This window comes from Microbacterium sp. Root553 (genome assembly GCF_001426995.1).
In the GTDB taxonomy this organism is placed as follows: domain Bacteria; phylum Actinomycetota; class Actinomycetes; order Actinomycetales; family Microbacteriaceae; genus Microbacterium.
Genome location: NZ_LMFY01000001.1, coordinates 2,709,055 through 2,721,166 on the forward strand (window position 1 = coordinate 2,709,055; position 12,112 = coordinate 2,721,166).

Sequence of the window (12,112 nt, forward strand, 5' to 3'; positions counted from 1 at the left end):
TAAACTGTTGACGATGCATCAGCGCGGTCAGCGCTCATCGCAACAATCCGATTCTACAGGTTCCGCCTGAAGACAGGGCCGCTCGCCGTGTCCGGCGCGGTTCGGAGAGACTTATGCCCCAGCCCACGATCGCCTCCTCCACGAACTCCCCCGGCGCGCCGTCGACGCACGCAGTCCTCTGGGGACGTGCGCTGCGGGTCTTCGCCTGGTTGTCCTTCCTCGCGCAGACGATCATCATCGGCACCGGCGGCGCCGTGCGCCTCACGGGCTCGGGGCTCGGATGCTCGGAATGGCCACTGTGCACGCCGGAGTCCCTCGTGCCGATCTATGCCGATCAGGGAATCCACGGCATCATCGAGTTCGGCAACCGCGTCATGACCGGCGTCGTCGGCGTCATCGCCCTCGCGGTGCTGCTGCTCGTGCTCGCACGCGTCGGCGGTCGTCGCCTGGTCTTCTCGGCTCTGCTGTTCGCCGCCGCCGGTATCGTCGCGGCCGGAATCGTCTTCGGAGTCATGTCGTTCTTCTCGCTGCCTGCGACGCCGTTCGCGATGGCGGCACTGCTGGCCATCGTGATCGCGGCGACCGTGAGATCCGTCAGGCTGACCACAGACAGACGCGACCTCGTGATCCTCGCCTGGATCGTCCTGATCGGCGTCGTCGCGCAGGCGCTGGTGGGCGGCATCACCGTGCTCACCGGCCTGAACCCCTTCATCGTCGGCTTCCACTACGTGTCGTCGCTGCTCCTGGTGTGCGTGACCGCAGCGTTCCTCGTGCGGCTGTACGCCGTGCCGGGACCCCGCGTGAGCGCTGTGCCGAAGTGGTTCACCATCCTGAGCCACGTCACGGGTCTCGCCCTCGCGGTCACCATCGTGTTCGGAGTGCTCACCACCGGCTCCGGCCCGCACTCGGGTGACGCCGACGTCTTCCGCCACGGCTTCGACGCGACCGTCCTCGCGCACGTGCACTCGTGGCCCGGGTACATCCTCGCCGCGCTCGTCGCCGCGCTGACGATCTCGGCCTGGGTGCTGCGTCTGGAGCCGCGTCGGTGGCTGCTCGTGCTGGTGGTCGCGATCCTCGTCCAGGTCGGCGTCGGCATCTGGCAGGCGCGCGAGGGTCTTCCGCCGCTGCTCGTCGGCATCCACATGGTCCTCGCCTCGCTGTCGGCCGCGGCCTACACGGTGGTCGTGCTGCACCTGAAGACGCCGGTCACCACAGAGGACTGACGGGCGCGATCGGTCACGGCCCGCACAGTGGATGCATAGCTGCGGCATCGGCGGCTCATCAGTTCGTCGTGCAACGTGGCCCGCATGAACAAGTCACTGACACGCAGCATCGGCTTCTGGCTCCTCCTCGTGCTCTCGCTCGCGTCTGCGGCCGTCGGCGGGTGGATCATCGCCGGGCAGCTCGGCACGATGACCAGCACCCTGCTCGCCGGCACCGCGACGGGCATCGAGGTCTACGTCGGACAGTCGCTCGTCGTGGTCGGCGCCGCGCTCCTCGGCGCGGGCGTCATCGGCCTTCTGATCGCCGTCGCTCTCGTCGCGGTGCAGGCCCTGCTCCCGACGCCGGCACCGGTGGTCGTCGAACCGATCGACTGGACCGCGGACGCAGATGACGAGACGGAGCCGACCGAGCGGACGGATCTCCCCTCAGCCGACACCACCGAGACGGAGTCGGAAGGCGACGAAGGTCAGAACGGAAGCAGCGGGTCGACCGCCACGGCCACGAAGATCAGCGTCAAGTAGGTGATCGAGGCGTGGAAGACCCTCATCGGCCGCGCCTCGTTCCCCCTCACCGCCTGGTTGTACAGGCGGTGCGATTCGTAGATGAACCAGCCGCCGAAGACCGCGGCGGACACACCGTAGACGAGGCCCATGCCGGCGATCGGGATCAGCAGCAGCGAGCAGGCGACGGTCGCCCACGCGTAGAGGATGACCTGGAGTCCGACCTGCGAGGCGTTGCGCGTGACGCCGAGCATGGGCACGTCGACGTCTTCGTAGTCGTCCTTGTACTTCATCGAGAGGGGCCAGTAGTGCGGCGGCGTCCAGAGGAAGATGAGGAGGAAGAGGATGAACGCGGGCCAGTCGAGCGACTCGGTGACCGCGGCCCAGCCGATGAGCACGGGGAAGCATCCGGCGATACCGCCCCAGATGATGTTCTGCTCCGTGCGGCGCTTGAGGATCATCGTGTAGATCACGACGTAGAAGAAGATGGCGGATGCCGACAGCGTGGCCGCGAGCCAGTTGGTCGTGAACCACAGCCATACGGTCGAGAGCACGGCGAGTGTCCAGGAGAAGATCAGCGCTCCGCGCGGAGTGATCTCTCCCGTCACGAGCGGACGGTTCTCGGTGCGGTGCATGTGCGCGTCGATGTCGCGATCGAGGTACATGTTGAACGCCGCGGCGGATCCGGCGCTCAGGGAGCCGCCGATCACCGTGGCGATCACGAGCCACATGTCGGGGAGCCCGCCCTGGGCGAGGAACATCACCGGAACGGTGGACACCAGCAGCAGTTCGAGGACGCGCGGTTTGGTGAGGGCGACGTAGGCCTTCACGGTACGACCGATGGACTTCTTCACAACGGTCTGATCAGACATCGTCGAGATCTCGATCCCCTCCTCCACACGCGTCACGACAGCTTTTCCAGTCTAGGGCACGTGAGAGGGCAGGCCCGCCCTGCTGCGGGGACTCTCCCGATCCTCGTGAGACCGCATCCCGTTCACGTCGACCCCCGGTCTCAAGCGGGTGCGACACGCCCCTCCCGCCATGGAATTCCTGAGCCGGCGACGCGTTGTAAGAAGGGGTAACGGGTCACACCACGGCGCTATGCTGAAATGACTCGCGCGACCGGCGCACATCACACACCCCCTCATCAGAGTTGCGGTCTGCGATCGTGCTCTCCGGTCGCTCTCGAACAGGTGCAGAAGGGCTTCACAGTGTCGGAATTGCAGTGGGATGAGATCGACCGGCGCGCGGTGGACACCGCGCGCGTGCTGGCAGCGGATGCCGTGGAGAAGGTCGGGAACGGCCACCCCGGTACCGCGATGAGCCTGGCTCCGGCCGCGTATCTTCTCTACCAGCGTGTGCTGCGCCACGATCCGACCGACACCGACTGGCTCGGCCGTGACCGCTTCATCCTCTCGGTCGGACACTCGTCGCTCACCCAGTACGTGCAGCTCTACCTCGGCGGCTTCGGTCTCGAGCTCGACGACCTCAAGGCGCTGCGCACCTGGGGCTCGCTGACCCCCGGACACCCCGAGTACGGACACACCAAGGGCGTCGAGATCACGACCGGTCCGCTCGGCCAGGGTCTCGCCTCCGCCGTCGGCTTCGCCTACGCCGCACGCTACGAGCGCGGCCTGTTCGACCCCGAAGCGCAGCCGGGCACGAGCCCGTTCGACCACTTCGTCTACGTCATCGCGGGTGACGGCGACCTCCAGGAGGGCGTGACGAGCGAGGCCTCCTCCCTCGCGGGCCACCAGGAGCTCGGCAACCTCATCGCGATCTACGACTCCAACCAGATCTCGATCGAGGACGACACCAACGTCGCCTTCACCGAAGACGTGGCCAAGCGCTACGAGGCGTACGGCTGGCAGGTGCAGATCGTCGACTGGAAGAAGACCGGCGAATACGTCGAGGACGTCGCAGAGCTCAACGCAGCGATCGACACCGCCAAGGGCGAGACCTCGAAGCCGTCCCTCATCATCCTCCGCACGATCATCGGATGGCCGTCGCCCGGAAAGCAGAACTCCGGCAAGATCCATGGCTCCGCCCTCGGTGGCGACGAGCTGGCCGCGACGAAGAAGGTCCTCGGGTTCGACCCTGAGGAGCACTTCGTCGTCGCCGACGACGTTCTCGCACGCACCCGCGGACTGGCGGACCGCGCCGCCGAGGCACGCGCCGCCTGGCAGACCTCGTTCGACGGATGGGCCGCCGCGAACCCCGAGCGCAAGGCGCTCCTCGACCGCCTCGAGGCGAAGGAGCTCCCCGCGGACATCGCCTCGGCGCTCCCGGTGTTCGAGAGCGGTAAGGACGTGTCGACGCGAGCGGCGTCGGGCCAGGTCATCAACGCACTCGCCGCCGAGCTCCCCGAGCTCTGGGGCGGTTCGGCCGATCTCGCCGAGTCCAACCTCACGACGATCAAGGATGCGAAGTCCTTCATCCCGGCCGAGTGGTCGACCCATGAATGGTCGGGCGACCCCTACGGCCGCGTGCTGCACTTCGGCATCCGCGAGCACGCCATGGGCGCGATCGTGAACGGCATCGTGCTGCACGGCCCGACACGGGCCTTCGGCGGCACGTTCCTCATCTTCAGCGACTACATGCGTCCGCCGGTGCGTCTCGCCGCGCTGATGAACGTCCCGAGCATCTTCGTCTGGACGCACGACTCCGTCGCCCTGGGCGAGGACGGCCCGACCCACCAGCCGGTCGAGCAGATCGCGACGCTCCGCGCCATCCCGAACTTCACCCTGGTGCGCCCCGCCGACGCCAACGAGACCTCGGCCGCCTGGCTCGAGATCCTGCGCCGCCACGAGGGCCCGGCAGGCATCGCCCTGACCCGTCAGAACATCCCGGTGTTCGAGCGCGGCCAGAGCGACGCGTCCGGTGACGTGTTCGCGTCCACCGACGGTGTCGCCAAGGGCGCGTACGTGCTCGCCGAGGCTCCGAACGGCACGCCCGACGTGATCATCATCGCGACCGGCTCCGAGGTGCAGCTCGCCGTCGACGCCCGCGCGGCCCTGGCGGACGAGGGCATCAACGTGCGCGTCGTCTCCGCTCCCTCGCTGGAGTGGTTCGACGAGCAGGACGAGGCGTACCGCGAGTCGGTCCTGCCGAAGGCCGTCACCGCCCGCGTCTCGGTCGAGGCGGGTTCCGTCCTCAGCTGGCGCGGCATCGTGGGCGACCGCGGCCGCTCGGTCGGCATCGACCACTTCGGCGCCTCCGCCGACTACAAGACCCTGTTCGAGAAGTTCGGCATCACCACCGAGGCCGTCATCGCGGCCGCACGCGAGACCATCAAGGAGAACGCATGAGCACCCCCACCGCAGACCTCGCCGCAGCCGGTGTCAGCATCTGGCTCGACGACCTGTCCCGCACCCGCATCTCCTCCGGCAACCTCGCCGAGCTGATCGAGACCCGCAACGTCGTCGGCGTCACCACCAACCCGACGATCTTCGCGAACGCGATCACCGACAAGAACAACACGTCGTACGACGCGCAGGTCGCCGAGCTCGCCGCATCCGGCGCGACCGCCGAAGAGGCCGTCTTCGCCGCGACCACGCAGGACGTCGCGGCAGCGCTCGACGTCTTCCGCCCCGTGTGGGAGAAGTCCGGTCACGTCGACGGCCGCGTGTCCATCGAGGTCTCCCCCGACCTCGCACACGACACCGAGGGCACCGTGGCTTCCGCCAAGGAGCTGTGGGCCAAGGTCGACCGCCCGAACCTGCTCGTCAAGATCCCCGCGACGAAGGCCGGCCTCCCGGCCATCACCGAAGCCATCGCGTCCGGCATCAGCGTCAACGTCACGCTGATCTTCAGCCTGGAGCGCTACGCCGAGGTCATCGATGCGTACCTCACCGGTCTCGAGCGGGCGCACAGCGCCGACTTCGACCTGTCTAGCATCCACTCGGTCGCGTCGTTCTTCGTGTCGCGTGTCGACACCGAGACCGACAAGCGTCTGTCCGCGATCGGCACCGACGAGGCCGAGGCTCTGAAGAGCAAGGCCGGGCTCGCGAACGCCCGTCTCGCCTACGAGCTCTTCGAGCAGAAGTTCGCGGAGAAGCGCGCTCAGGACCTCGTCAAGCTCGGCGCCAACGCGCAGCGTCCGCTCTGGGCATCGACCGGCGTCAAGGACCCGGCTCTGCCCGACACCCTCTACGTCACCGAGCTCGTCGCGAAGGACGTCGTCAACACGATGCCCGAGAAGACGCTCGAGGCGACCTTCGACCACGGTGTCGTCACGGGCGACACCATCACGGGTGGCTACGAGGAGGCTCGCGAGGTCTTCGCCGGCCTGGCCGCGCTCGGAATCGACTTCACCGATGTCACCCAGGTCCTGGAGGACGAAGGCGTCGCGAAGTTCATCGACTCGTGGCACGATCTGCTGACGCAGGTGGCCGAGGGCCTCGAGGCCCAGCGATGACTTTCGCGATCCACGCCTCCGGGGCGGCTCGGGTCGCGATCGATGACACGGTGCCCGCACTGGTCCACGACCTGATCGCGTCGCGCGTCACCGGCGCGGACTCCGCCCTCTGGGGTCCCGCCGCAGAGTCCGAGGCATCGATCCGGCTCGGCTGGGTCGAGGCTGTGTCGGTGTCTCGCCCCCTCGTCGCCGAGATCGAGGCGCTGCGCGCCGATCTGCGCGCGAAGGGTGTGACGCGGGTCGTGCTCGCCGGGATGGGCGGATCCTCGCTCGCCCCCGAAGTGATCGCCCAGACCGCCGGGGTACCGCTGACGATCCTCGATTCGACCGCTCCCGGCCAGGTGCTGGCGGCGCTCGACGAGGGTCTGGAGTCGACCGTCCTCGTCGTCTCCTCGAAGTCCGGCTCCACCGTCGAGACGGATTCGCAGCGTCGGACCTTCGAAGCGGCCTTCCGCGACGTGGGCATCGACCCCGTCGATCGGATCGTCGTGGTCACCGACCCCGGCTCCCCGCTCGACGGCTCGGCCAGGGATGCGGGATACCGCGTCTTCACCGCCGACCCGAACGTCGGAGGGCGCTACTCTGCCCTCACCGCGTTCGGACTGGTCCCGGCGGGTCTCGCCGGTGCCGACATCGACGAGCTCCTGAACGAGGCCGAGGCCTCGCTGCTCGAGGTCGCGATCGATTCGGCCGACAACCCCGCTCTCCGTCTCGCGGCGGCCATCGCCGCGACGACTCCCCGACGCGACAAGCTCGGCCTGATCACCGACGGCACGCACATCAAGGGGCTGCCGGACTGGATCGAACAGCTGATCGCCGAATCCACCGGCAAGGACGGCACCGGCATCCTGCCCGTGGTGCTGCTTCCCGTGTCACCGGAGCTGGATGCGAAGCCTGCCGACCTGCAGGTCGTCCGTCTGGTCGACGACGCGAACGAGTTCCACCTCCGCGAGCGACACGAGGGAGAGATCCTCGTCAGCGGCTCGCTCGGCGCTCAGATCATCGTGTGGGAGTACGCCACCGCGATCGCCGGCTATCTGCTCGGCATCAATCCGTTCGACCAGCCCGACGTCGAGTCGGCCAAGGTCGCCGCTCGCGGACTGCTCGACGCGCGCCCCGCGCCGACCGAGCCCTCGTTCGTCGAGAACGGCGTCGAGGTCCGCGTCTCCGACCCCGCACTCGCGGTCTCCGGAACCGTCGAGGGTGTGCTCGACGCACTCTGGGCACGGCTCGCCGATGACGGATACGTCTCCATCCAGGCCTACGTCAACCGTCTCGACGTGCCGCAGCTGCAGGGGCTCCGCGAACTCGTCGCCGCCGACTCCGGTCGACCGACCACGTTCGGCTGGGGTCCGCGCTTCCTGCACTCCACCGGTCAGTATCACAAGGGCGGTCCCGCACAGGGCGTGTACGTCCAGATCCTGGAGCGCACGGATGTCGATCTCGAGATCCCGGAGCGCCCGTACACGTTCGGTCAGCTCCTCGAGGCTCAGGCCGCCGGCGATGCCGGTGTCCTCGCCGAGCACGGCCGTCCGGTCGTCTCACTGACGATCACCGATACCTCGGCCGACGTCCTCACCCTCTTCGAAGCAGCTCAGAAGTAACAGCCAGGAGAACCTCCCACCGATGTCTGTTCCCATCTCGCGCGGGCACAACCCGCTGCGTGACCCCGATGATCGCCGCCTCAACCGGATCGCGGGGCCCAGCGCCCTCGTGATCTTCGGCGTCACCGGAGACCTGTCACGCAAGAAGCTCATGCCCGCGGTCTACGACCTCGCCAACCGCGGACTCCTGCCGCCCGGATTCGCCCTCGTCGGGTTCGCCCGCCGCGATTGGGAGGACCAGGACTTCGCGCAGGTCGTCTACGACGCCGTCAAGGAGCACGCGCGCACGCCGTTCCGTGAGGAGACATGGGCTCAGCTGCTGCAGGGCATCCGGTTCGTGTCCGGCGAGTTCGACAACCCCGATTCGTTCCGCAAGCTCCGCGAGACGGTCGATCAGCTCGATGTCGAACGCGGCACGATGGGCAACCACGCGTTCTACCTGTCGATCCCGCCGAAGTCGTTCGCCGTCGTCGCGCAGCAGCTCAAGGACTCGGGTCTCGTCGGTGCGAACGACGATGACGACGAGCGCTGGCGTCGGGTCGTCATCGAGAAGCCCTTCGGGCATGATCTCGAATCCGCGCGCGAGCTGAACGCCGCCCTCGAGGTCGCGTTCTCACCGGATTCGATCTTCCGCATCGACCACTACCTCGGCAAGGAGACCGTCCAGAACATCCTGGCGCTCCGCTTCGCCAATGAGCTCTACGAGCCGATCTGGAACCGCAACTACGTCGACCACGTGCAGATCACGATGGCCGAGGACATCGGCGTCGGCGGACGCGCGGGGTACTACGACGGAGTCGGAGCCGCGCGCGACGTCATCCAGAACCACCTTCTGCAGCTTCTCGCGCTCACCGCGATGGAAGAGCCGATCAGCCTCTCCGCGGAGCACCTTCGCGCCGAGAAGGAGAAGGTGCTCGCCGCGGTGCATGTGCCGGACGACCTCTCGCTCTCGACCGCTCGCGGACAGTACGCCGGCGGATGGCAGGGCGGCGAGCAGGTCACCGGCTTCCTCGACGAAGACGGCATGAACCCCGAGTCGGCCACCGAGACCTACGCGGCCATCAAGCTCGAGATCGACACCCGGCGCTGGTCGGGCGTCCCGTTCTACCTGCGCACGGGCAAGCGTCTCGGCCGCCGTGTGACCGAGGTCGCCGTGGTGTTCAAGAAGGCGCCCGAGCACCTCTTCGGACGCTCGAACACAGCGGAGCTGGGGCAGAACGCCCTTGTCATCCGCGTGCAGCCCGACGAGGGCGTCACGATCCGTTTCGGCTCCAAGGTGCCCGGCAACGGCACCAACGTGCGCGACGTCACGATGGACTTCGGCTACGGACACGCCTTCACAGAGGCGAGCCCCGAGGCGTACGAGCGTCTGATCCTCGACGTCCTTCTGGGCGATCCGCCCCTGTTCCCGCGACACGAGGAGGTCGAGCTCTCCTGGAAGATCCTCGACCCCGTGGAGGAGTTCTGGGCCGCCGAGGGCGGTCCGGTCGACCAGTACGCACCCGGCTCCTGGGGTCCGGCATCCGCCGATGACCTTCTGGCCCGCGACGGACGAGTGTGGAGACGCCCATGATCATCGATCTTCCCGACACGACCGTGAGCCAGGTCGCCAAGCAGCTCGTCAAGGTGCGCGAAGAGGGCGGCGCGGTCGCTCTCGGCCGCGTGCTCACGCTCATCATCTCGGCCCGCAACGGCGTGGCCGAGGCGGCCATCGACGCGGCGAACGATGCGTCGCGCGAGCACCCCATGCGCGTGATCGTCGTCACCACCGGTGACGGCGACGCACACCTCGACGCCCAGATCCGCGTCGGCGGCGACGCCGGCGCCAGCGAGGTCGTGGTGCTCCACGCCTACGGTGACGCGGCGAGCAACGAGGAGAGCCTGGTCACCGGGCTGCTGCTGCCCGACGCTCCCGTCGTCGCCTGGTGGCCGGAGGAAGCACCGGCCGCTCCCTCGGAGTCCCCGCTGGGCAGGATCGCACAGCGACGCATCACGGATGCCGCGACCGCCCCCGACGTCCGCGATCGGCTCGCGCTCCTCGGGGAGACGCACGCCCCCGGTGACACCGACCTCGCCTGGACGCGTCTGACGTACTGGCGTGAGCAGCTGGCCGCCGTGCTCGACCAGCCCCCGTACGAAGAGGTCACGGCTGTCGAGGTCCGAGGCGGTTCCGCCTCTCCGTCGACAGCTCTGCTCGCGGCGTGGCTGCAGATGGCGCTCGACGTCCCGGTCACCTGGTCGTACGAGGATCCGGAGCACTGGCAGGAGGGCATCAAGGGTGTGCGTCTGCACCGCGAGTCGGGCGACATCCTGCTCGAGCGCCCGACGCCGGGTGCTGCCGTCCTCACCCAGCCGGATCAGCCGGACCACGACCTGCATCTCCCCCGACGCACCCTCCGCGAGTGTCTCGCCGAGGAGCTGCGCAGGCTCGACCCCGACGTCCTGTACGGTCGAGTGATCACCGAGGGCTGGGAGAAGCTGGGCCCGCCCAAGACAGGAGAATGATGTCGACGCAGACAACGTCCGCGGAGAAGCGCGTCGTGGTCGAGGCCACCCCTGAGGCTCTCGCCACGAGCGTGGCCGACAGATTCCTCACCCGGCTGCGCGCCCGCACGCGAAACGGGCGGATCGCCCATGTCGCCCTCACCGGCGGATCGATGGGCGGGGCCGTGCTGCGAGCGACCCTCCGCAACCCGAGGTCTGCACAGATCGACTGGTCTCTCGTGCACTTCTGGTGGGGAGACGAGCGCTTCGTCGCGCGCGACGACGCCGATCGCAACGCCCTCCAGTCCCGGGAGGCGCTGCTGGATCACATCGCCGTTCCCGAGGAGAACGTGCACGAGGTGGCGGCTTCCGGAGAGGGCCTGACCCTCGACGAGGCGGCTGCGGCCTACGCCGCCGAGCTCGCGAGGTTCGGTACCTCCGAGCACCCCTGGCCGTCGTTCGCGGTCTGCTTCCTCGGCGTCGGTCCTGATGGTCACATCGCCTCGCTCTTCCCCGACCGTACCGAGGTCACGGTGACGGATGCGGCCGCACTCCCCGTTCGCGACTCGCCCAAGCCGCCACCCGAGCGCGTGACGCTGACCCGCCCTGTGCTCAATGCGTCGAAGCGGGTATGGCTGGTGCTCACGGGGGCCGACAAGGCGTCGGCACTGGGCCTCGCGCTCGCAGGGGCCAGTTATACGAACGTGCCCGCAGCGGGTGCGAAAGGACGCAAGCGCACGGTGTTCTTCGTCGACGAGGCCGCGGCCTCGGAGGTGTCGCCGGACCTCATCGATCCGGCGTACTGACGCGGTCGAACGCGACGGCGCTGACGCGCTCAGGCCTCGGGGTGCTCCTCGGGGCCTTTCGCGTCGCTGCCCCGGGAGATGCCGAGGTCCTGACTGTCGCTCAGCACCTGCGGGTGGTAGCGGGCGAGCCCCACGACACCCCACACGGCGATCGCCCCTGCGACGCCGAAGATCACCAGGACCCACGGCGGAGCGGCGGAGGCCTCCCCCAGCACGACCATTCCGATGAGCACCGCGATGAGCGGATCGACGACCGTCAGGCCGGCGATCACGAGGTCGGGAGGGCCGGAGCTGTACGCGGTCTGCACGAAGTAGGCGCCCACGGCTGCCGCGGCGATCAGGGCGATCACGCAGATCACCGTGATCCACTCGAAGTTGCCGGCTTCGATCCGGTTGATCACGGCTTTCGCGAGAGTCGCGACGAAGCCGTAGAGGATACCCGCGCCGATGACGTAGAAGAGCGCGCGCATGCGGCGACGGAGGACGAGCCAGCAGGCCCCGAGCACGATGATGACGACGAGCAGGATCGCCAGGATCGTGAAGAGCTCGGTGTCGGCGATCTCCTTCTCGGTCGCGAAGATGGCGGCGAAGAAGACGAAGAGGAAGATCCCGCCCACACAGCACACGATCGCTGTGATCGACTGCCTGGTGGGTGAGTGTCCGGAGATCCGCGCGTTCAGCAGCGTGGTGATCACGAGCGCGATGGCGCCGAGCGGCTGCACGACGATCAGCGGAGCCTGCGAGAGCGCGGCGAGCTGGCACACGATGGCCAGTGCGAGCATCAACGTGCCCGCCAACCACGACGGACGGGTGAGGAGCGCCTTGATCTGGCCGGCGCTCAGACCGCTGGTGCCGTTCGCCCCGCTCAGACGCTCGACCTTCTCGACCCCGCGGTGCTGGTACTGCGCGCCGAGCGACATGAAGACGGCGCCGGCCAGCGCCAGCGGGATGCCGAGGAGCAGCTTGGGGTTCTGAAAGACGCCAACCAGCTGCTCTGTGACGTCGTCCGCCCCAGTCATCCATACGGAGATGCTCACGCTAAGACCCTACCCGGGGATATGCGCCGAGTAGGGTTAT

At 68.2% G+C, this 12,112-nt stretch carries 10 protein-coding genes; 8 read left to right on the forward strand and 2 right to left on the reverse strand.

All coding sequences use genetic code 11. From position 1 onward, the window contains the following. The first annotated feature begins 113 nt into the window (after positions 1-113). Positions 114-1,223, forward strand: a complete 1,110-nt coding sequence (locus ASD43_RS12745; protein WP_056418141.1) for a COX15/CtaA family protein — start codon at positions 114-116, stop codon at positions 1,221-1,223. An 84-nt stretch (positions 1,224-1,307) separates the two neighbouring features. Continuing rightward, positions 1,308-1,745 carry a hypothetical protein gene (locus ASD43_RS12750; RefSeq protein WP_200946589.1) on the forward strand — a complete coding sequence of 146 codons (438 nt, stop codon included), beginning with the start codon at positions 1,308-1,310 and terminating at the stop codon, positions 1,743-1,745. Here ASD43_RS12750 and ASD43_RS12755 read toward each other — a convergent pair. Further along, positions 1,691-2,596 carry a heme o synthase gene (locus ASD43_RS12755; RefSeq protein ID WP_056419632.1) on the reverse strand — a complete coding sequence of 302 codons (906 nt, stop codon included), beginning with the start codon at positions 2,594-2,596 and terminating at the stop codon, positions 1,691-1,693. The two genes, ASD43_RS12750 and ASD43_RS12755, sit on opposite strands and share 55 nt — an antisense overlap. Before the next feature lie 339 nt (positions 2,597-2,935). On the opposite strand from ASD43_RS12755, the gene tkt reads away from it, so the two are divergent. Genes tkt through pgl form a run of 6 tightly spaced genes read left to right on the forward strand, consistent with a single transcriptional unit; the run spans position 2,936 to position 11,035 of the window. Then, positions 2,936-5,032: a transketolase gene (gene tkt, locus ASD43_RS12760; RefSeq protein WP_056419634.1), complete on the forward strand. Its 2,097-nt coding sequence runs from the start codon at positions 2,936-2,938 to the stop codon at positions 5,030-5,032. After that, positions 5,029-6,141 (forward strand): transaldolase, encoded by a 1,113-nt coding sequence (tal, locus tag ASD43_RS12765; RefSeq protein ID WP_056418143.1) that lies wholly within the window; start codon positions 5,029-5,031, stop codon positions 6,139-6,141. The genes tkt and tal overlap by 4 nt, the downstream gene beginning before the upstream one ends. Then, positions 6,138-7,745: a glucose-6-phosphate isomerase gene (locus ASD43_RS12770; RefSeq protein ID WP_056418147.1), complete on the forward strand. Its 1,608-nt coding sequence runs from the start codon at positions 6,138-6,140 to the stop codon at positions 7,743-7,745. Before tal ends, ASD43_RS12770 begins: the two co-directional genes overlap by 4 nt. A gap of 22 nt (positions 7,746-7,767) precedes the next feature. After that, positions 7,768-9,318, forward strand: coding sequence for a glucose-6-phosphate dehydrogenase (gene zwf, locus ASD43_RS12775; protein WP_056418150.1), 1,551 nt, complete (start codon positions 7,768-7,770; stop codon positions 9,316-9,318). After that, the gene (locus ASD43_RS12780) at positions 9,315-10,250 is read left to right on the forward strand and encodes a glucose-6-phosphate dehydrogenase assembly protein OpcA (protein WP_045254575.1); all 936 of its coding nucleotides are present in this window, start codon (positions 9,315-9,317) and stop codon (positions 10,248-10,250) included. The genes zwf and ASD43_RS12780 overlap by 4 nt, the downstream gene beginning before the upstream one ends. After that, positions 10,250-11,035: a 6-phosphogluconolactonase gene (pgl, locus tag ASD43_RS12785; RefSeq protein WP_115760486.1), complete on the forward strand. Its 786-nt coding sequence runs from the start codon at positions 10,250-10,252 to the stop codon at positions 11,033-11,035. The genes ASD43_RS12780 and pgl overlap by 1 nt, the downstream gene beginning before the upstream one ends. Before the next feature lie 29 nt (positions 11,036-11,064). On the opposite strand, the gene ASD43_RS12790 is transcribed toward pgl, so the two are convergent. Next, the gene (locus ASD43_RS12790) at positions 11,065-12,054 is read right to left on the reverse strand and encodes a DMT family transporter (RefSeq protein WP_056418153.1); all 990 of its coding nucleotides are present in this window, start codon (positions 12,052-12,054) and stop codon (positions 11,065-11,067) included. Positions 12,055-12,112: the final 58 nt, after the last annotated feature.